General features: G+C 73.6%; 18 protein-coding genes and 1 tRNA gene. 11 read left to right on the top strand and 8 right to left on the bottom strand.

The genetic code is table 11. The features are described from left to right. On the top strand, window positions 1–1,052 hold a 1,052-nt coding region (locus ACE3UN_RS08605), incomplete at its 5' end, for a dihydrolipoamide acetyltransferase family protein (protein WP_374674518.1). Window positions 1,053–1,440: 388 nt separating this feature from the next. Here ACE3UN_RS08605 and ACE3UN_RS08600 read toward each other — a convergent pair. Together ACE3UN_RS08600 and ACE3UN_RS08595 are read right to left on the bottom strand one after the other, a co-directional pair. Then, the gene (locus ACE3UN_RS08600; RefSeq protein ID WP_374674517.1) at window positions 1,441–3,342 is read right to left on the bottom strand and encodes a ferrous iron transporter B; all 1,902 of its coding nucleotides are present in this window, start codon (window positions 3,340–3,342) and stop codon (window positions 1,441–1,443) included. Beyond that, entirely contained in the window at window positions 3,339–3,617 is a 279-nt protein-coding gene (locus ACE3UN_RS08595; RefSeq protein WP_374674516.1) for a ferrous iron transport protein A, read from the bottom strand. The genes ACE3UN_RS08600 and ACE3UN_RS08595 overlap by 4 nt, the downstream gene beginning before the upstream one ends. Window positions 3,618–3,720: 103 nt before the next feature. Between ACE3UN_RS08595 and ACE3UN_RS08590 the strand changes: the two genes are divergently transcribed. Further along, the gene (locus ACE3UN_RS08590) at window positions 3,721–4,332 is read left to right on the top strand and encodes a nitroreductase (protein WP_374674515.1); all 612 of its coding nucleotides are present in this window, start codon (window positions 3,721–3,723) and stop codon (window positions 4,330–4,332) included. Between the two features lie 7 nt (window positions 4,333–4,339). On the opposite strand, the gene ACE3UN_RS08585 is transcribed toward ACE3UN_RS08590, so the two are convergent. From ACE3UN_RS08585 to ACE3UN_RS08570, 4 genes are all read right to left on the bottom strand, one after another. Further along, the gene (locus tag ACE3UN_RS08585; protein ID WP_374674514.1) at window positions 4,340–5,140 is read right to left on the bottom strand and encodes an ABC transporter ATP-binding protein; all 801 of its coding nucleotides are present in this window, start codon (window positions 5,138–5,140) and stop codon (window positions 4,340–4,342) included. Between the two features lie 19 nt (window positions 5,141–5,159). Continuing rightward, window positions 5,160–5,936, bottom strand: coding sequence for a nitrate ABC transporter permease (gene ntrB, locus ACE3UN_RS08580; RefSeq protein ID WP_374674513.1), 777 nt, complete (start codon window positions 5,934–5,936; stop codon window positions 5,160–5,162). Beyond that, a complete protein-coding gene (locus tag ACE3UN_RS08575; protein WP_374674512.1) occupies window positions 5,933–7,216 on the bottom strand; it encodes a CmpA/NrtA family ABC transporter substrate-binding protein in 1,284 nt (427 codons plus the stop codon). The genes ntrB and ACE3UN_RS08575 overlap by 4 nt, the downstream gene beginning before the upstream one ends. 259 nt (window positions 7,217–7,475) lie before the next feature. Then, complete coding sequence (locus ACE3UN_RS08570; protein ID WP_374674511.1) at window positions 7,476–8,105, bottom strand: ANTAR domain-containing response regulator; 630 nt, start codon at window positions 8,103–8,105, stop codon at window positions 7,476–7,478. A gap of 128 nt (window positions 8,106–8,233) precedes the next feature. Between ACE3UN_RS08570 and purU the strand changes: the two genes are divergently transcribed. Genes purU through ACE3UN_RS08550 form a run of 4 tightly spaced genes read left to right on the top strand, consistent with a single transcriptional unit; the run spans window position 8,234 to window position 11,132 of the window. Then, window positions 8,234–9,127, top strand: coding sequence for a formyltetrahydrofolate deformylase (gene purU, locus ACE3UN_RS08565; RefSeq protein WP_374674510.1), 894 nt, complete (start codon window positions 8,234–8,236; stop codon window positions 9,125–9,127). Between the two features lie 14 nt (window positions 9,128–9,141). Further along, window positions 9,142–9,588 carry a nuclear transport factor 2 family protein gene (locus tag ACE3UN_RS08560; RefSeq protein ID WP_374674509.1) on the top strand — a complete coding sequence of 149 codons (447 nt, stop codon included), beginning with the start codon at window positions 9,142–9,144 and terminating at the stop codon, window positions 9,586–9,588. Between the two features lie 14 nt (window positions 9,589–9,602). Beyond that, window positions 9,603–10,583 carry a YheT family hydrolase gene (locus ACE3UN_RS08555; protein WP_374674508.1) on the top strand — a complete coding sequence of 327 codons (981 nt, stop codon included), beginning with the start codon at window positions 9,603–9,605 and terminating at the stop codon, window positions 10,581–10,583. Between the two features lie 9 nt (window positions 10,584–10,592). After that, on the top strand, window positions 10,593–11,132 hold the full coding sequence (locus ACE3UN_RS08550) for a DUF2946 family protein (protein WP_374674507.1): 540 nt from the start codon (window positions 10,593–10,595) through the stop codon (window positions 11,130–11,132). 49 nt (window positions 11,133–11,181) lie between these two features. Here the strand turns inward: ACE3UN_RS08550 and ACE3UN_RS08545 are convergent, their stop codons facing one another. Beyond that, window positions 11,182–11,733 carry a cytochrome c5 family protein gene (locus tag ACE3UN_RS08545; RefSeq protein ID WP_374674506.1) on the bottom strand — a complete coding sequence of 184 codons (552 nt, stop codon included), beginning with the start codon at window positions 11,731–11,733 and terminating at the stop codon, window positions 11,182–11,184. 154 nt (window positions 11,734–11,887) lie between these two features. Between ACE3UN_RS08545 and ACE3UN_RS08540 the strand changes: the two genes are divergently transcribed. From ACE3UN_RS08540 to ACE3UN_RS08520, 5 genes are all read left to right on the top strand, one after another. Beyond that, window positions 11,888–11,963, top strand: a tRNA-Arg gene (locus tag ACE3UN_RS08540). A 47-nt stretch (window positions 11,964–12,010) separates the two neighbouring features. Further along, window positions 12,011–12,994, top strand: coding sequence for a septal ring lytic transglycosylase RlpA family protein (locus ACE3UN_RS08535; RefSeq protein WP_374674505.1), 984 nt, complete (start codon window positions 12,011–12,013; stop codon window positions 12,992–12,994). A gap of 113 nt (window positions 12,995–13,107) precedes the next feature. Then, on the top strand, window positions 13,108–14,601 hold the full coding sequence (locus ACE3UN_RS08530) for a sensor histidine kinase (RefSeq protein WP_374674504.1): 1,494 nt from the start codon (window positions 13,108–13,110) through the stop codon (window positions 14,599–14,601). Between the two features lie 51 nt (window positions 14,602–14,652). Further along, window positions 14,653–15,174 carry a hypothetical protein gene (locus ACE3UN_RS08525; RefSeq protein ID WP_374674503.1) on the top strand — a complete coding sequence of 174 codons (522 nt, stop codon included), beginning with the start codon at window positions 14,653–14,655 and terminating at the stop codon, window positions 15,172–15,174. Window positions 15,175–15,222: 48 nt separating this feature from the next. After that, window positions 15,223–16,095 (top strand): LytR/AlgR family response regulator transcription factor, encoded by an 873-nt coding sequence (locus tag ACE3UN_RS08520; protein WP_374674502.1) that lies wholly within the window; start codon window positions 15,223–15,225, stop codon window positions 16,093–16,095. A 25-nt stretch (window positions 16,096–16,120) separates the two neighbouring features. Here ACE3UN_RS08520 and ACE3UN_RS08515 read toward each other — a convergent pair whose 3' ends face one another. After that, window positions 16,121–17,914: a S8 family peptidase gene (locus ACE3UN_RS08515; RefSeq protein ID WP_374674501.1), complete on the bottom strand. Its 1,794-nt coding sequence runs from the start codon at window positions 17,912–17,914 to the stop codon at window positions 16,121–16,123. Window positions 17,915–18,006: the final 92 nt, after the last annotated feature.

The raw sequence follows: 18,006 nt of genomic DNA, 5'->3' as shown, positions 1-18,006 counted from the left end.
CGCGCGCCACGGCCCCGCTGCCCGAGCCCGCGCGGCCCCCGGTCGCGGCCCCCCCGGCCCCTGCGGCCCCGGCGCACCGCCCCGACGCCCTGGCCGCGGCGCCGGGCGCGCGGCCCATCGCGTCGCCCGCGGTGCGCGCCCGCGCCTGGGAGCTGGGCGTGGACCTCGCCGCGGTGCGTGCCACCGGCCCGGGCGGCCGCATCCTGCAGGCCGACCTCGATGCCCATGTCGAGCGCCATGGTGCATCGCCACGCGCGCCCGCCCCCGCGGCCGTCGTGGTGCCGTCGCGCCCCGCGGCGCCGGCTGCCCGCATGGAGCCGCCGGCCGTGCGGCCCCGCGTGCCGGCGGGCAGCGGCCGCGTGGACGAGGTGAAGATAGTCGGCCTGCGCCGCAAGATCGCCCAGCGCATGCAGGAGGCCAAGCGCCGCATCCCCCACTACAGCTACGTGGAGGAGGTGGACGTCACCGAGCTGGAGCTGCTGCGCGAGCAGCTCAACCAGCGCCATGGCGCGGCGCGCGGCAAGCTCACCGTGCTGCCCTTCCTGGTGCGCGCCATGGTCATCGCGCTGCACGAGTTCCCTGACCTCAACGCCCGCTTCGACGACGAGACCGGCACGCTCAGCCGCCACGAGGCGGTGCACGTGGGCATCGCCGCGCAGACCGATGCGGGACTGATGGTGCCCGTGCTGCGCGACGCGCAGGCCCACGACCTGTGGGCCAACGCCGCCGAGATCGCCCGCCTGGCCGACGCCGCACGCAGCGGCCGCATCACGCGCGACGAACTCGCCGGCTCCACCATCACGCTCACCAGCCTGGGCAAGCTGGGCGGCATCGTCACCACGCCGGTCATCAACATGCCGGAGGTGGCCATCGTGGGCGTCAACCGCATCGTCGAGAAGCCGGTGGTGCGCGCCGGCCAGGTGGTGGTGCGCCAGACGATGAACCTGTCGTCCTCGTTCGACCACCGGGTGGTGGACGGCATGCAGGCCGCCCAGTTCGTGCAGCGCATCCGTGCGCTGCTGGAGGCGCCGGCGCTGCTGTTCGTGGAGTGAGCGGCGGGGCCGTTCCCTCACCTCACTCCCGTTCGTCCTGAACGAGGGCGGGCTTCGACGAGCTCAGCCCGAACGGATCATTGGCACGCGCACCTCACCCCCGTTCGCCCTGAGCTTGTCGAAGGGTCGGCCGCCCGTCATCCGTTCGCCCCTAGCTTGTCGAAGGGTCGGCCCCCCGTCATCCGTTCGCCCCGTGCTTGTCGAAGGGTCGGGCCACCCCGCCACCCGTTCGCCCTGAGCTTGTCGAAGGGTCGGGCCACCTCGCCGTCCGTTCGCCCTGAGCTTGTCGAAGGGCTCGGGCGCGCGCGCCCGGGGGCTTCGACAGGCTCAGCCCGAACGGACCATTTCGCCTCGGCCCGCACGGGGCTCCTTGTCCCGGTGCGCCCGCTCACCCCAGCCCGGCCGCCAGCGCCAGGCGGTAGGTGACGAAGGACGCCGCCCAGGCGATGCCGAAGTAGCCGGCGGTCACGGTGAGCGGCGCGCGCCAGCCGCCGCTCTCGCGCTTGAGCGCCGCCAGCGTGGCGATGCACTGCGGCGCGAACACGTACCAGGCCAGCAGCGACAGCGCGGTGGCCACGCTCCACTGGCTGGCGATGAGCGGCGCCAGCGCCTGGGCCGTGTCGTCGCCCGTGGCCGACAGCGCGTACACCGTGCCCAGCGCGCTCACCGCCACCTCGCGCGCGGCCAGGCCGGGCACCAGCGCGATGCAGATCTGCCAGTTGAAGCCGATGGGCTCGAACAGCGGTGCCAGCAGGTGGCCCAACCGACCCGCCAGGCTGTACTCGATGGCGGGCGCGGTGGCGCCCTCGGGCGGCAGCGGGTAGCTGGCCAGCAGCCACACCACCACGGTGAGCACCAGGATGATGCCGCCCACGCGCTGCATGAAGATGCTGGCGCGCTGCCACAGGCCCAGCGCCAGGTTGTGCGGCGAGGGCCAGTGGTAGTTGGGCAGTTCCATCATCAGCGGGCGCACCTGGCGGCCCGCCGCGGTGAAGCGCTTGAGCGCCCAGGCGATGCCCGCCGCGCCCACCACGCCGCCCACGTACAGCGCGAACAGCACGGCGCCCTGCAGGCCGATGCCGAAGGCCAGGGTCTGCGCCGGCACGAAGGCGCCGATGAGCAGAGCGTACACCGGCAGGCGGGCCGAGCAGGTCATCAGCGGCGCCAGCATCATCGTCAGCCGCCGGTCGCGCGGGTCGGCGATGCTGCGCGTGGCCATGATGCCGGGGATGGCGCAGGCAAAGCTCGACAGCAGCGGGATGAACGAGCGGCCCGACAGCCCCACCTTGCCCATCAGCCGGTCCAGCAGGAAGGCCGCGCGCGGCAGGTAGCCCGATTCCTCCAGCGCCAGGATGAAGAAGAACAGGATGAGGATCTGCGGCAGGAAGGCGAGCACGCCGCCCGCGCCCGCGATCACGCCGTCCACCAGCAGGCTGCGCAGCGCGCCTTCGGGCAGCGCGGCGGACACGGCCTCGCCGACCCACGCCGTGGCGGCTTCGATCCACGCGGTGGGCGCCTCGGCCCCCAGGAACACCGCCTGGAACATGGTGAACAGCACCACCGCCAGCAGCAGCGGCCCGGCCACCGGGTGCAGCACCACGGTGTCGATGCGGTCGGTGGCGGTGTGCGGCAGCAGCTCGTCGAGCTGCAGCTGGCGCAGGATGTCGCGCACGGCGGCGTGGTCGCCACCGGGGTGGTGCACCGGGTCCGCCGGGGGCGCGCCGTCGGCGGGCGCCGGCCCGGACCAGGCCTCGGGGTCGTCGAGCAGCCGGCGCAGGGCGGCGTCGCCCTGCGGCGCCACCGCCACGGTGGCCACCACGGGCATGCCCAGCGCGCGCGACAGCGCCTCGGGGTCGATGTGCAGCCCGCGGCGCGCGGCCTGGTCGGCCATGTTCAGCGCCACCACGCAGCGCAGGCCCAGGCGGCGCACGCCCAGCACCAGGCGCAGCGTGCGGCGCAGGTTGGTGGCGTCCACCACGCACACCACCAGGTCCGGCCGTTTCTCGCCGCGGGCATGGCCACGCAGGACCTCGGTGGTCACCTGCTCGTCGGGCGAGCGGGGGTGCAGGCTGTAGGTGCCGGGCAGGTCCAGCAGGCGCAGCTGCCGGCCGCTGGCGGTGGTGTGCCGGCCTTCCTTGCGCTCCACCGTCACGCCCGCGTAGTTGGCCACCTTCTGGCGGCTGCCCGTGAGGCGATTGAACAGGGCCGTCTTGCCGCAGTTGGGGTTGCCCACCAGCGCCACCAGCGGCCCGCCGCGGTGCACGTGGACGACGGCCGTGGCGGCGCTCATCGGGCGTCCCCGGGGGCGTCGCGCCAGACCCGGATGCAGGCGGCCTCGGCGCGGCGCAGGGCGTAGGTGGAGCTGCCCACGCGCACGCACAGGGGGTCGCCGCCCGGCCGCGCGCGCGAGATCAGGCGCACCGGCTCGCCCGGCTCGAAGCCCAGGGCGGTGAGCCAGGGGCCCCACCGCTCCAGGTCGGCGGGGGTGTGCACGGCGGCGATCAGCGCGGAGTCACCGGGCTGCAGGTCGTCCAGCGACGAGGTGGGGGCGGCGGGGGAGCGCATGGCCGGATTTAATGCGACTCGTTCTCATCTGGCTTTGATCCGGGGCAAAGCCGGGTGAAGCCCCGGGGCGCCCAAGGCGGTGCCGCGCCCGCAGAATCGCGCCATGGCCGATTCCTCCCCCTCCCCGGACCCCGCGTCGGCGCGGCCGAGCCCGGCGGACCTGCTGGGCCGCCTGGCCGAGCGCCACTCCGTGGGCCCGCGCCACCTGGTGGCCCCGGCACCGACCGACGAGGACATCGCCTGGGCGGTGGGCCTGGCGCTGCGCGCCCCCGACCACCGCGGCCTGCGCCCCTGGCGCCTGGTGCAGGTGGGCGACGACCAGCGCGAGGCGCTGGCCGATCGCTTCGTGCAGGGGGCCCGCCTGCGCGGCCAGGGCGCCGACGAGGTGGCACGCGCCCGCGAACGCGCCTTCAACGGGCCCGCGCTGCTGGCCATGGTGGTGCGCATCCACGAAGACGAGCCCGACGTGCCGGCGCGCGAGCAGTGGGCGAGTGCCGGCGCGGCGCTGATGAACCTGCTCAACGCGCTGCACCTGCAGGGCTATGGCGCCAAGGTGCTCAGCGGCTGCTCGGTGGACGACCCGCCGGTGCGCGACGCGTTCTGCCAGCCCGGCGAGCAGCTGCTGGCCTGGGTGATCGCGGGCACGCCGCGCGCGCCCAGCGCACCGCGCCACCCGGCCGACCCGGCGGCGGTGCTGACGCGCTGGGCGGGTTGAGCGGGCCTCAGGCGGCCTGCGCCTCCACGTGGGCGTGGCGGGTGTAGAGGAAGTCGATCACCGCCTTGCGGGCATGCACGTAGGCCGCGTCCTCCGCCAGCGCCACGCGGTCGCGCGGGCGCGGAAGCGGCACGGCCAGCACCTCGCCCACCGTGGCGGCCGGGCCGTTGGTCATCATCACGATGCGGTCGGACAGCAGCACCGCCTCGTCCACGTCGTGCGTGACCATCACCACCGTGCTCGCGGTGCGCGCCACGATCTTCAGCAGCTCGTCCTGCAGCCGGGCGCGGGTGAGCGCGTCCAGCGCGCCGAAGGGCTCGTCCATCAGCAGCACCTTGGGCTCCATGGCCAGCGCCCGGGCGATGCCCACACGCTGCTTCATGCCGCCCGACACCTCGTGCGGCCGCTTGTGCGCCGCATGCGACATGCCCACGAGCGCCAGCGCCGCCTGCGTGCGGGCCCTGAGCTGCGCCCGCGTCTCGCGCGCGCCGAACACGCGCTCGACGGCCAGTTGCACGTTGTCGAAGCAGGTCAGCCAGGGCAGCAGCGAGTGGTTCTGGAAGACCACGGCGCGCTCGGGGCCCGGCGCGGCGATCTCGCGGTTGTCGCACAGCAGCACGCCGGCCGAGGGCCGCTGCAGCCCGGCGATCAGGTTGAGCAGGGTGGACTTGCCGCAGCCCGAGTGGCCGATGAGGGTGACGAACTCGCCGCGCTGCACCTGCAGGTGGATGTCGCGCAGCGCCTGGAAGGGGCCCTTGGGGGTGGCGAACACCACCTCGGCGCCCTGGATGTCGATGAAGGCGGTCATGGTCAGGCTCCTGGGCAGATCACTCGAAGGCGACACGGCGGGCGAGCAGCATCAGCGCCTGCTCCAGCAGCAGGCCCACGATGCCGATCACGAAGATGGCCACCAGGATGTGCTGCACGTTGAGGTTGTTCCACTCGTCCCACACCCAGAAGCCGATGCCCACGCCGCCGGTCAGCATCTCGGCGGCCACGATCACCAGCCAGGCCGTGCCCACCGACAGGCGCACGCCGGTCAGCAGGTAGGGCAGCACGGCCGGCAGCAGGATGCGCGTGATCACCTTCCACTCCGACAGGTTCAGCACCCGGGCCACGTTCAGGTAGTCCTGCGGCACGCGCTGCACGCCCACGGCCGTGTTCACCACCATCGGCCAGATCGAGCAGATGAAGATGGTCCAGATGGCGGCCGGATCGGCGCGCTGGAACACCAGCAGGCCGATGGGCAGCCAGGCCAGCGGCGACACCGGCTTGAGCAGGCTGATCAGCGGGCTCACCATGCGCTCGGCGAAGCGGAAGCGCCCGATCACGAAGCCCAGCGGAATGCCCACCAGCGCCGCCAGGCCGAAGCCCAGCGCCACGCGCTGCAGCGAGTTCAGGATGTTCCAGCCGATCCCCTGGTCGTTCGGCCCGTTGCGGTAGAAGGGGTCGGCGAACAGCGCCACGGCGGCATCGAAGGTGGCAGCCGGCGTGGGAAACGAGCCGCCCTTCTGCGTGAGCAGCGCCCACACCCCCACCAGCAGCGCCATGCCCACCAGCGGCGGCAGCAGCGTGGCGGCCAGTCGATCGAGCACGGGCTTCATGCGCGCACCTTGAAGCTGTCGGCATAACGCGCCGGGTCCTTGCCATCCCACACGCTGCCGTCGATCAGCCGGGAGCTGCGCATCACGTCCTTGGGCACGTTCACCTTCAGTGCCGAGGCCGCCTGGCGGTACAGGTCCACCTGGTTGATGGCCTTGGCCACGCCGAGGTAGTCGGGGTGGTCCTTCAGCAGGCCCCAGCGCTTGTGCTGGGTGAGGAACCACATGCCATCGGACAGGTACGGGAAGTTCACCGCGCCGTCGTTGAAGAACTTCATGTGGTCGGGGTCGTCCCAGGTGCGGCCCAGGCCGTTCTGGTAGCGCCCGAGGATGCGCTGGTTGATCGCCTCCACGCTGGTGTTCACGTAGGCCTTGTCGGCGATGGTCTCGGCCATCTTCTGCTTGTTCGACAGGCTGGCGTCGATCCAGCGGCTGGCCTCCAGGATGGCCATGATCACCGCGCGGCAGGTGGCGGGGTGCTTCTTCACGAAGTCGGCCGTGGTGCCCAGGGCCTTCTCGGGGTGGTCCTTCCAGATCTGCTGCGTGGTGGCGGCGGTGATGCCGATGCCGTCGATGATGGCGCGGTGGTTCCAGGGCTCGCCCACGCAGAAGCCGTCCATGTTGCCCACGCGCATGTTGGCCACCATCTGCGGCGGCGGCACGGTGATCACCTTGGCGTCCTTGAGCGGGTGGATGCCGTGCGTGGCCAGCCAGTGGTAGAGCCACATGGCGTGCGTGCCGGTGGGAAAGGTCTGGGCGAAGGTGTAGTCGCGCCGGTCGGTGGCCATCAGCTTGGCCAGCGAGGCGCCGTCCACCGCGCCCTTGTCGGCCAGCTTCTTCGACAGCGTGATGGCCTGGCCGTTGTGGTTCAGGTTCATCAGCACCGCCATGTCCTTCTTGGGGCCCGACACGCCCAGGTGCACGCCGTAGACCAGGCCCCACAGCACGTGGGCCATGTCCAGCTCGCCGTTGACGAGCTTGTCGCGCACGCCCGCCCAGGAGGCTTCCTTGGTGGGCACGATCTTCACCCCGTACTTGCGGTCGAAGCCCAGCGCGGCGGCCATCACCACCGAGGCGCAGTCCGTCAGCGGGATGAAGCCGATGCGCACCTCCTCCTTCTCGGGCTTGTCCGAGCCCTGGGCCCAGGCCCGCGGGGCACCGAAGCCGGCCGCCGCGCCGGTGGCCGCGGCGGAGGCGGCCTGCAGCAGGCGGCGTCGGCCCAGGTCGACGGCGGGCGGGGTGCCCAGGCTGGGGCCGGGTCGGGAAGCGGGGGCGGCGAGCATGGTCGGGTTCCTCGTCAAGCGGCGGCAGAAAAAAAAGAGGCGTCCGGGGCGGGAGACGGAGGTCTCCGACCGCGGACGCCTGTGTCCAACAAACCTGGAAGTCAGCGTGGCCCCTCGTTGAGCCACGCCGAGGCCTACGCAACCCCCGTGCCAGGCCGGCCACCCCGGCGACGGGCCGCGGCGGCGGCCGGCCTGCCCCGCGGCAGCGCAGGCGGCGCCAGCCGCGCACCAGGGCGGGGCGCGCCGCCGCGCGGCGGCGTCATCCCAGCAGGTCGGCCAGCTCGATCAGGCGGCGGGCCACCTCGTGGATGGTCAGGCCCTGGTGCATGGCGGTGCTGCGCAGGCGGGCGTAGGCCTGGGGCTCGGGCAGGCCGTGGCGCTGCATCAGCAGGGCCTTGGCCCGGTCGACCACCGCGCGCTCGGCCAGCCGGCCCTGGGCGCGCGCCAGCTCCCGGCGCAGCCCCTGCTCGTGCTCGAAGCGCGCCACCGCCACGTCGATGATGGGCCGCACCCGCTCGGGCGCCAGGCCGGCCACCACGTAGGCCACCACGCCGGCCGCCACGGCCTCGCGCATGTGGCTGGGGTCGTGCTCCTCGGTGAACAGCACGATGGGGCGGGGCGCCTCGCGCATCGCCCACACCACGTGCTCGATGGCGTCGCGGGCGCCGCTTTCGGCGTCCACGATCAGCACGTCGGGCGACAGCGCCGCCAGGCGATCCGGCAACTGCGCGTCGGCGCCCAGCACCCCGGCGATGCGGTAGCCGCCCGCGCGCAGGCCCTGCACCAGGTCGCGCAGGCGCAGCGCCTCGTCCCAGCCCTCGTCGTCGGCGAGGTCGGGCACATGGGCGGTGGCGGTGATCACCGCAAGGCACAGTTCCGGGGTCGGCACGCCGGGGGTGCATGCAAGTTGCGCACCCGCGCTTCAGGCTGGTGCGCCCCACCCGGTGCGCGCCCCGGGGTGGGCGGGACGGGGGTGCACGGTTCGTACAATCGCGGCTCCTTCAGCCCACCCGCGCCATGGCCGCCACCGACCGTTCCCACGAGTTCGTCCTCACGCTGGCCTGCCGCGATGCCAAGGGCATCGTGCACACCGTCTCCGGGCTGCTCTACCAGGCCGGCTGCAACATCCTCGACTCGCAGCAGTTCGGCGACGTGCAGGGCGAGGACGCCACCGGCCTGTTCTTCATGCGGGTGCACTTCGAGGCGCCCGAGCAACTGGCCGACGGCGCCACGCTGGACCGGCTGTTCGCCCATGTGCGGCAGCAGTTCGGCATGCGGGCCACCTTCCACGCGCTCACGCACCGCCCGCGTGTGCTGCTGATGGTCAGCCAGCACGGCCACTGCCTGAACGACCTGCTGTTCCGCTGGAGCAGCGGCCAGCTCGCGGTGGACATCCCCGCCGTGGTGTCCAACCACACCACCCACCAGGCGCTGGTGGAAAGCCACGGCCTGCCGTTCCACCACCTGCCGCTCGCCGCCGGGGCGGGCCCCGAGGCCAAGCGCGCGCAGGAGGCCGCCATCGAGGCGCTGATCGACGCCGAGCGCATCGACCTGGTGGTGCTGGCGCGCTACATGCAGATCCTCAGCCCCGCGCTGTGCGAGCGCCTGGCCGGCCGGGCGATCAACATCCACCACAGCTTCCTGCCCAGCTTCAAGGGCGCCAAGCCCTATGCGCAGGCGCACGCGCGCGGCGTCAAGCTCATCGGCGCCACGGCCCACTACGTCACGCCCGACCTGGACGAAGGCCCCATCATCGAGCAGGACGTGGAGCGCGTGGACCATTCGCTGTCCGCCGACGACCTCACCGCCGTGGGCCGCGACGTCGAATGCGTGGTGCTGGCCCGCGCGGTGCGCTGGCACGTGGAGCGCCGTGTCCTGATCAACGGCCACAAGACGGTGGTCTTCCGCTGACGAGCCGATCGCCCATGCCTGCCCAGCCGCCCAAGGCCGCCCTGCTGGCCACGCCCGACGACGTCGAGGCCCAGTTCTACGACGCCCTGCGCGAGGGCGACATCGTCAAGCTCATGGCCGTGTGGGCCGACGACGAGGAGATCGTCTGCGTGCACCCGGGCGGCCCGCGCCTGGTGGGGCCGGCGGCCGTGCGCGCGGCCTTCGAGGCCATCTTCTCCGGCGGCACGGTGCAGGTGCAGCCCGAGCGGCTGCGCACCGTGCAGTCAATGACCGCCTCGGTGCACAGCGTGGTGGAGCGGGTGGTGCTCACCACCGCCGAGACGGCGCGCACCGGCTGGGTGATGGCCACCAACGTCTACTTCAAGACCGCCCAGGGCTGGCGGCTGGTGGCCCACCACGCCAGCGCAGGCACCGCCACCGAGCCGCCCGAGGTGGTCGAGGCGCCGTCCACCCTGCACTGAACAGGCGAAGTCGCATGCAGCGCTTCGCCGCGCCGGCCTGGCTGCCCGGCGGCCACCTGCAGACCATCGTGCCGGCGCTCTGGGGCCGCCGCGTGCAGGGGCCGCCTCCGGTGTACCGGCGCGAGCGCTGGACCACCCCCGACGGCGACTTCATCGACGTGGACTTCCAGGACGCGCCGGCGGCCGGGGCGCCCTGGCTCGTGCTGTTCCATGGCCTGGAAGGCAGCTCGCGCAGCCACTACGCGGAGGCCTTCGCCGAGGTGGCCGCACGCCGCGGCTGGCACTTCGCCGTGCCCCACTTCCGCGGCTGCTCGGGCGAGCTCAACCTGGCGCCGCGCGCCTACCACTCGGGGGATTTCGAGGAGGTCGGCTGGGTGCTGGCGCGCCTGCACGAGCGGGCCGGCCAGCGCCTGCACGTGGCCGGCGTGTCCCTGGGCGGCAATGCGCTGCTGCGCTGGGCCGGGGAGGCCGGCGAGACGGCGGCGCGCACGGTGCATGCGGTGGCCGCGGTGTGTTCGCCGCTGGACCTGGCCGCCGGCGGGCATGCGATCGGGCGCGGCCTGAACCGGCGCCTGTACACGCCCATGTTCCTGCGCAGCATGAAGCCCAAGGCGCTGGCCAAGTGGGCCCAGCACCCGGGCCTGTTCGACCGCGATGCGCTGCTCGCCGCGCGCGACCTGTACACCTTCGACCAGCTGTTCACCGCCCCGCTGCACGGCTTCGCCGGCACCGACGACTACTGGCGCCGGGCGTCGGCCAAGCCGGGCCTGGCGGGCATCCGCGTGCCGGCCCTGGCGCTGAACGCGCGCAACGACCCCTTCGTGCCCGCCGCCAGCCTGCCCGCCCCGGCCGAGGCGGGCCGCTTCGTCACCCTGTGGCAGCCCGCGCACGGGGGCCACGTGGGCTTTCCCGCGGTGGCTGTCCCCTCCCGAATGCCCCTTCATGTGCAGGCCATGCCGCAGGCCGTGGTGGACTGGCTCGCCCACCCGGCGTAGAACCCCGTCATGGACGACATCGTGAAGGCGGCCCTGGCCAAGTGGCCGAACGTGCCGCATTGCTTCGACTGGCTGGCGCTGGACGCGCGCGGCGACTGGTACATGCGCGACGACCGCACGCAGGCGGCGGGCCGCTTCCCCCACCCCAAGGGCAGCCGCATCGTGCACGACAAGCTCATCGAGTTCATCGGCCGCAACTACGAGGCCGACCCGGCGGGCGCCTGGTTCTTCCAGAACGGCCCGCAGCGCGTGTACGTGGAGCTGGAGGCGGCGCCGTGGGTCTGGCGGCTGCAGGCCATGGCCGGCCAGGCCGCGCCGGCCGTCACCAGCCACACCGGCCGGCCGGCGCAGCCGCAGTCGGCCTGGCTGGACGAGCTGGGCCGGCTGTACCTGGCCTGCGACCTGGGCTTCGGCCTGGTGCACTCGCTGGACACGCCGGTGGCCGCGGACGCCGTGGACGCCCTGCTGTGGCAGCCGCAGGAGATGGCCTTCGGCGAGATGCCCGCGCGGTTCGGCTACGTGTTGAGCCCGGCCGCGGCGCGGGCGTGAAAAAGCCGCCCGCAGGCGGCTGATTCAGCGGGAACCGCGCGCCGGCGGCTCACTGCGCCGCGCTGGCCGCGGCCGCGGGGGGCTTGGGCTCGGCGAACTTGGCGCCGCCCTGGTTGGCCAGGTAGACCACGGCACGGGCGATCTCGAAGTCGGAGAAGTCGCCGCCGCCCTGGGGCCCCATGTTGCCCTTGCCCTTGATGGCCGAGTTGACCAACGTCTCCAGGCCCTGCGTGATGCGCGGGCCCCAGGCCGCGGCGTCGGCCAGCTTGGGAGCGCCGGCGGCGCCGGTGGTGTGGCAGGCCGAGCACTGCGCCTGGAACACCTGCTCGCCGGTCTTCAGGCTGGCGGCGTCGCTGGCGTCGCGCAGCTCCACCGTGCCCAGCGGCTGGATGCGGCGGGCCACCGCCTCTTCACCCATGCCGTCGGAGCCGGCCGCCGGCTTCTTGCCGGTGGCCACGAACTGCGTGAGCAGGATGATCACGATGATGGGCACCACGAACGAGGCGATGACCGTCCAGACCAGCTGCTTGGGCGTCTTGATCGGGCCTTCGTGGGGGCCGTCGTGGTCGGTGGAGGCTGCGTTGGCGTGCACGTCGCTCATGGAATCCTCGAGTCGCCGAGCCGGGCGGCCAGGCGGGTTGACGGTTGGCAAAACCCGCGAATTATAGCGATGCGCCCTGCCGCGACGAGGCCCGGTCGGGGCCCCGCGGTGCAGGGCCGGCGGGCGCTGCTAGAATCCCGCTCCTCCCTGCGCCGCGCCCGTAGCTCAGTGGATAGAGTACTGGCCTCCGAAGCCAGGGGCCGCTGGTTCGATCCCAGCCGGGCGCGCCAACTTCCCCCTTCTTGCCTGCTGCCGTTCGCCGCTACCATGCGGCGCCATGGCGCACCTCCTGCTCCGGTCCCCCCCGCCCCGTGCCCGGTCGGCCAGCCGCTGGCCGCTGCTGGCGGGCTGGCTGGCGGGGCTGCTGGTGGTGGCCGGCTGCAGCACCCCGCCGCGCGGGCCGGCGCCCGGCGCCGACGGGCCGCCCGCGGCGGGGTCCGCGCCTGAGCCGCGCGAGCTGCGCGAGCTGCCCGACGCCGAGCCCAAGGTCGAGCCCATCCGCCGCGGCGGGCCGAACAAGCCGTACGAGGTGCTGGGACAGAGCTACACGCCGCTGACGGGCGACGATCCGCTGGCCGAGACGGGGCTGGCGTCCTGGTACGGCCGCAAGTTCCACGGCCGGCGCACGGCCAGCGGCGAGACCTACAACATGTACGCCATGACGGCGGCGCACAAGACGATGCCGCTGCCCAGCTACGCGCGGGTGCGCAACCCGGCCAACGGGCGCGAGATCGTGGTGCGCGTGAACGACCGCGGCCCCTTCTCGTCGGGCCGGGTGATCGACCTGTCCTATGCCGCGGCGGTGAAGCTGGGCGTGCAGAACGGCGTGGCCCCGGTGGAGGTGCGCCGCATCACCCACGACGAGATCCGGGCCGGCCTGTGGCGCCCGTCCGCCGCCCCCGCCCCCGCGCTGGCCGCGGCGGCGCCCGAGCCCGCCGTGCCACTGCCGCCGCCGGCGCCCGTGTGGCCCGCCGAGCCCATCCGCGATGCGGCGGAGCCGACGGCGCGCGCGCACACCCGGGCGGCCGCCGGCTACTGGCTGCAGCTGGGCGCGTTCGCGCAAGGGCCGGGCGCCTACGGCTTCCAGCAGCGCCTGGCGCAGGAGCTGGACTGGCTGGCGCCCCTGATGACCGTGTTCGCCGAGAAGGGCCTGCACCGCCTGCAGGCGGGGCCCTACGCCAGCCGGGACGAGGCGCGCGACGCCGCCGAGCGGGTGCGCGCCGCGCTGTCGCTGGTGCCGGTCATCGTCGAGCGGCGCTGAAGCCGGCGCGGCGGCCGCGCCGCCTGTCGCCCGCGTGTGCAGCCTGTCGCCTGGGGGCTTCCGTGCGTCGCGCGCCGCTGGCCGCGGCGCCGGGGGTGCGTAGAGTGCGGGGCATGAGTACCACCGCCCCCGTCCCCACCCGCGGCCCCTGGGCCGACCGCTGGCGCCGCTTCGTTGCCGGCGCGGTGCAGGCCTTCCATGCCTATGGTGCCTGGCTGGCCAGCATCAGCTGGGGGCGTTTCGTCCTGCTGGCGGCCGCCCTGCTGATCAGCACCGCCATCCTGCAGAACTTCCCGCCGTTCACCTGGAGCTACACCGAGACGGTGGTGGAGCCGGCGCCTGAACGCCTGCCGCGCCCGCCCAAGCCACCGAAGCCGGCGCCGTCCAAGGCGCCGGAGGGCAGCGCGCGCAGCGGCCGGGCCGATGTGCAGATCGGCGCGTCCGGGGTGCGGGTGGCCGACGACGGGGTGGACATCTCCATCGACCACCGCGGCGTGCGCATCAGCCAGCGCCCGGCCGGTGCCTCCGCGCCGGCGTCGGCCGCCTCGGCTGCACCGGCGGCGTCGGCCCCCGCCTCGGGGTCCGAGGGGTTCAGCGTGCGCGTCAACGGCGAGCCCGTGGTCGAGATCAGTGCCGGCGAGCAGGACGTGCGCATCGCGGTGCCGCCCGGCTCCAATTCGGCCGAGATCCGCCAGGCGATCGAGGAGGCCCGCGAGGCTGTCATCGAGGCCATGGAAGACGCCCGCCAGGCGCAGGAGGACGCCGCCCAGGCCGGCCAGGACATCGACGAGGCCCTGGCCATCGGCCCGCGGGTGTCGCACCGCACCGTGCGCTATGGCGAGAGCCTGCCCGAGCTGGCGATCCTGTGGATCCTGCTGTCGGCGATGCTGAAGGCCACGTACAAGGCGCGCATCCAGGCCGAGCACAAGGCGGCGGTGGCCACCGAGACGGCCGAGGCCGAGAGCCTGCGCCGCCAGGTGATCGAGGCCCGCATGGCCGCCATGCAGGCCCAGGTGGAACCGCACTTCCTGTTCAACACGCTGGCCAGCATCGACCACCTGATCGAGGTGGACCCCGCGCGCGCCAGCCAGATGCAGAAGAACCTGATCGCCCTGCTGCGCGCCAGCATGCCGACCATGCGCGACACCTCCGATGGCGGCCCGCGCGACCTCGGCCGCGAGCTGGCGGTGGTGCGGCCCTACGTGGAGATCCTGAAGGTGCGCATGGAGGAGCGCCTGGACGCGGCCATCGATGCCCCGGACGGGCTGCTGTCGGCCGAGTTCCCCGCCATGATGATCCAGACGCTGGTGGAGAACGCCATCCGCCACGGCCTGGAGCCCAAGCCCGAAGGTGGCTCGCTGAAGGTGAAGGCCGAGATCGTGCACGGCAAGCTGCAGGTGACGGTGGCCGACACCGGGGTCGGCTTCGGCAACGGCGGCACCTCCGGCACGGGCGTCGGCCTGGCCAACATCCGCGAGCGGCTGCAGCTGCTCTACGGCGACAAGGCCTCGTTGACGGTGACCGCCAACCAGCCGAGCGGGACGGTGGTCACCATCACCGTGCCCTACCGCACCGTCGAGTCCGGCACGTCCCGTCCGGCCGCCTGACCCCACCCCTCACCCGGCCTGCACCGCCCCACTGCCTGGAGGACCGCCGCCATGAGTCGATCCGCCCTCGTCCTGCCCGCGCCCCGCCCCCGCCGCCGCGGATGGGCCCGCGCCCTGTGGCTGCTGCTGGCCCTGATGGGGCTGGCCGCGGTCGTGATGGCCACCGTGCTGGTGCTGGCCGCCGTGTACAACGAGCTGCCGCCCACGCTGAATGTCACGGTGGACGGCGAGCCGGTGTTCCTCGCCGGCTTGGGGCTGGGCGAGCTGCTGCTGGGGGGGCTCGCGGTCTGCCTGGCGCTGTTCGTCACGATGGTGGTGGTGCCCCTGGCGCTGCTGTTCGGCCTGGGCGTGCCGCTGCTGCTCGCCGCGCTGGCCGGGGTGGCTGCGCTGGCGCTGGGCGCGGTGGCGCTGGCCACGCTGGGCTCGCCGCTGATCGTGGGGGCGCTGCTGCTGTGGTGGCTGCTGCGGCCGGCCCGGCGCGCGGCGCCCGCCGCCCCCATGGCGGCACCCGTGGCGCCGCCCCCGGTGCCGCGCGTGGGCGAGCACACGGACAACGCCACGCCGCTCGCCTGAGGGCCGCTCCCGGTGCCGCGGCCGGCGCCGGCACCGTAGCATCGCGCCATGAACGACACCGTTTCCCCTTCCTCCGGCGACACCGCGCCGCGCGCCGTGCTGGCCGATGACGAACGACTGATGCGCGACCAGCTGCGCGTCCGCCTGGCCGAGGCCTGGCCCGAGCTGCAGATCGTGGCCGAGGCCAAGAACGGCGCCGAGGCGGTGGAGCTGGTCGAGCAGCACCGGCCCGACGTGGTGTTCCTGGACATCCGCATGCCCGGCATGACCGGCGTGGAGGCGGCGCGCCAGATCGCGCAGCTGGACCTGGGCGAGGACGGTGTGCTGCCGGAGATCGTCTTCATCACCGCGTACGACCAGTACGCGGTGGAGGCCTTCGAGCAGGGCGCGGCCGACTACATCCTCAAGCCCGCCGAGCGCGAGCGCCTGCTGGTGACGGTGGCGCGCATCCGCCGCCGCCTGGCCGCCCGCGACGAGGGCGGTGCCGCGGCCAGCACCGCGGCGGCCTCGCCCGCGGCCGCGGGCGACCTGCCGGCGCAGCCGCTGCAGCAGCTGTTGCACCGCCTGGCCGCGGGCCAGCCCGGCGGCCGGCCGAGCTACCTCAAGTGGATCCAGGCCACCGTGGGCTCAGCCATCCAGATGATCCCGGTGGACGAGGTGCTGTTCTTCATCAGCGACGAGAAGTACACCCGCGTGCAGACGCCGCAGGTCGAGGCGCTGATCCGCAAGCCCATCAAGGAGCTGGTGGACGAGCTGGACCCGGAGGTGTTCTGGCAGATCCACCGCTCCACGCTGGTGGCCGTGCATGCGATCGCCGGCGTCAGCCGCGACTTCCGCGGCCGCCAGATCGTCAGCGTGAAGGGCCACCCGCAGAAGCTGGAGGTCAGCCGCAGCTATACCCACCTGTTCAAGGGCATGTGACGGCGGCTGCCGGCCGCCTGCGTCGTCACTGCACCTTGGCTTCCAGCGTGTAGGTGCCCGCGGCGCCCACCGTGCCGGCCACGCGCCTGACGCGCAGGTACACGGTGGCGGCGGTGCCGGCCCCGTTGCGCCAGCTCACGCCATCGGTGAGGCCGCCGCCGCGCAGGCTGCTCTTGAGCGTCACGTTGGCGCCGTTGCGCAGGTACAGGTCGTAGTTGGACAGCGTGTTGCTGATCAGCCGGGCGGTCAGCGTCTGCCCCGGCTGGACAAGCACCTTGTAGGTGTCCAGGTCGGTCGCCGTGCCCATGGTGCCGCCGACCTTGGCGGGCAGGCTGTCCAGCGACTGCGACGCGGCATGGCTGTCGTTCGGCTCGGTCTCGGCCGCCGCGGTGGCGGCCGAGGCACCGAGGAAGACGCCGTTGACGGCCGCGCCGGCGTCCACCAGGCCCTTGCCGCACCCCACCGTGCAGGCCTTGGGCAGCGGGCGCGTGGTGCTCTTGAGCAGCACCTCCACCTCGTCCGGGCTGAGCGACGGGTTGCGCGCCAGCATCAGCGCCGCCACACCGGCCACGTGCGGCGCCGCCATCGACGTGCCCTGGTAGTAGGCGTAGCTGTCGAAGCCCGGCGTGCTGTAGCCGTCGTTGAGGGTGGACAGTACGCCGTTCGCGCTGCCCGTACGCTGGTCGCCGCCGGGGGCGGCCACATCGATCTTGGCGCCGTAGTTCGAGTAGTACGCCCGGCCGCCGGTGCGGCCCGTGGCCGCCACCGTGACCACGCCCGCGCAGTTGGCCGGCGTGTGCAGCGAGGCGTCCTGGTTCGCGTTGCCGGCCGCCACCACCACCACCGTGCCTGCCGCGCGGGCCGCGTTGATGGCGTTCTGCAGCGTCACCGGGCAGGCGGCCCGGCCACCCAGCGACATGTTGATCACCCGGGCCGGCTGCGACGGCGCGGTGGCGCTGCCCACGGTCTGCCCAGAGGCCCAGAGGATGCCGTCGGCGATGTCGGAGAAGTAGCCGCCGCCGCAGCCCAGCACCCGCACGGGCAGGATCTTCGCCGCCGGGGCGACGCCGGCCACGCCCTGGCCGTTGTCGCTCACCGCGGCCACCGTGCCAGCCACGTGGGTGCCGTGCCAGCTGGAGCGGCCGCCGTTGCAGCCGTCACCGGGGTCGTTCGCGTCCGCATCGCGGCCGTCGCCGTCGTTGGCCATGGAGGCGCTGGTGATGAAGTCGTGGCCGCTCAGCAGGTTGTCCGCCAGGTCCGGATGGGCGCGCACGCCGGTGTCCAGCACGCCCACCACCACGTCGGCGCCGGTGGAGAGGTCCCAGGCCGAGGGCAGGCGCAGGCCGCCCACGGGCTCGTGGTAGTGCCACTGGCTGCTGTAGAAGGGGTCTGTCGGCGTGGCCAGGGCCTGCAGGCGAAGGTCCGGCTCGGCGTACAGCACCTGCGGGTCCTCGGCCATCAGGCGCTGGGCCAGGGCGCGCAGGTCGGCCGCACGCGCCGGCCGGTTCAGCTTCAGCACCTGGGCGCCCAGGCCGTTGCGGTGCGTGGCCACCGCCTGCAGCCCCGCGGCCTGCAGGCGCTGCGCCGTGGCGGCACTGGGCCGCAGCAGGGCCGGGGCGGCGCCGGTCGCGGTGCGGTAGCGCACGATGAGCCGGTCGGTGAGGGTGTCGTCGGCCAGCATGGCCGCGTCCATCGGCTCGGGCGCCGAGGCGGCCCGTGCGGTGCCGCTCCACACGGCGGCGCCGGCCAGCAGGCCCAGGGCGGCGAGGGCCACCGCCTGGCGGCGAAGGGGCGGATGGGCGGCGCGGGTCGGACGCATCGGCGGCTCCTGGGCAAAGAAACGGCAAAGGCCCGCGGCGGTACCGCGGGCCTTCCTCGTTTCGGCCAACTGGCCGGTCAAATGAGCGCTTT

Origin of the sequence: Ideonella sp. (genome assembly GCF_041918995.1) — a bacterium.
Taxonomy (GTDB): domain Bacteria; phylum Pseudomonadota; class Gammaproteobacteria; order Burkholderiales; family Burkholderiaceae_C; genus Ideonella.
The sequence above is the reverse complement of the archived record's forward strand: the minus strand, read 5'-3'. Positions and strand labels throughout refer to the sequence as shown.

What these genes read in the sequence shown, in the direction of transcription:
- ACE3UN_RS08520 (WP_374674502.1), top strand. Translation starts at nt 15,223, where the DNA reads ATGAACGACACCGTTTCCCCTTCCTCCGGCGACACCGCGCCGCGCGCC.
- ACE3UN_RS08515 (WP_374674501.1), bottom strand. Translation starts at nt 17,914, where the DNA reads ATGCGTCCGACCCGCGCCGCCCATCCGCCCCTTCGCCGCCAGGCGGTG.
- ACE3UN_RS08560 (WP_374674509.1), top strand. Translation starts at nt 9,142, where the DNA reads ATGCCTGCCCAGCCGCCCAAGGCCGCCCTGCTGGCCACGCCCGACGAC.
- ntrB (WP_374674513.1), bottom strand. Translation starts at nt 5,936, where the DNA reads ATGAAGCCCGTGCTCGATCGACTGGCCGCCACGCTGCTGCCGCCGCTG.
- ACE3UN_RS08590 (WP_374674515.1), top strand. Translation starts at nt 3,721, where the DNA reads ATGGCCGATTCCTCCCCCTCCCCGGACCCCGCGTCGGCGCGGCCGAGC.
- purU (WP_374674510.1), top strand. Translation starts at nt 8,234, where the DNA reads ATGGCCGCCACCGACCGTTCCCACGAGTTCGTCCTCACGCTGGCCTGC.
- ACE3UN_RS08550 (WP_374674507.1), top strand. Translation starts at nt 10,593, where the DNA reads ATGGACGACATCGTGAAGGCGGCCCTGGCCAAGTGGCCGAACGTGCCG.
- ACE3UN_RS08585 (WP_374674514.1), bottom strand. Translation starts at nt 5,140, where the DNA reads ATGACCGCCTTCATCGACATCCAGGGCGCCGAGGTGGTGTTCGCCACC.
- ACE3UN_RS08555 (WP_374674508.1), top strand. Translation starts at nt 9,603, where the DNA reads ATGCAGCGCTTCGCCGCGCCGGCCTGGCTGCCCGGCGGCCACCTGCAG.
- ACE3UN_RS08525 (WP_374674503.1), top strand. Translation starts at nt 14,653, where the DNA reads ATGAGTCGATCCGCCCTCGTCCTGCCCGCGCCCCGCCCCCGCCGCCGC.
- ACE3UN_RS08545 (WP_374674506.1), bottom strand. Translation starts at nt 11,733, where the DNA reads ATGAGCGACGTGCACGCCAACGCAGCCTCCACCGACCACGACGGCCCC.
- ACE3UN_RS08595 (WP_374674516.1), bottom strand. Translation starts at nt 3,617, where the DNA reads ATGCGCTCCCCCGCCGCCCCCACCTCGTCGCTGGACGACCTGCAGCCC.
- ACE3UN_RS08600 (WP_374674517.1), bottom strand. Translation starts at nt 3,342, where the DNA reads ATGAGCGCCGCCACGGCCGTCGTCCACGTGCACCGCGGCGGGCCGCTG.
- ACE3UN_RS08530 (WP_374674504.1), top strand. Translation starts at nt 13,108, where the DNA reads ATGAGTACCACCGCCCCCGTCCCCACCCGCGGCCCCTGGGCCGACCGC.
- ACE3UN_RS08535 (WP_374674505.1), top strand. Translation starts at nt 12,011, where the DNA reads ATGGCGCACCTCCTGCTCCGGTCCCCCCCGCCCCGTGCCCGGTCGGCC.
- ACE3UN_RS08575 (WP_374674512.1), bottom strand. Translation starts at nt 7,216, where the DNA reads ATGCTCGCCGCCCCCGCTTCCCGACCCGGCCCCAGCCTGGGCACCCCG.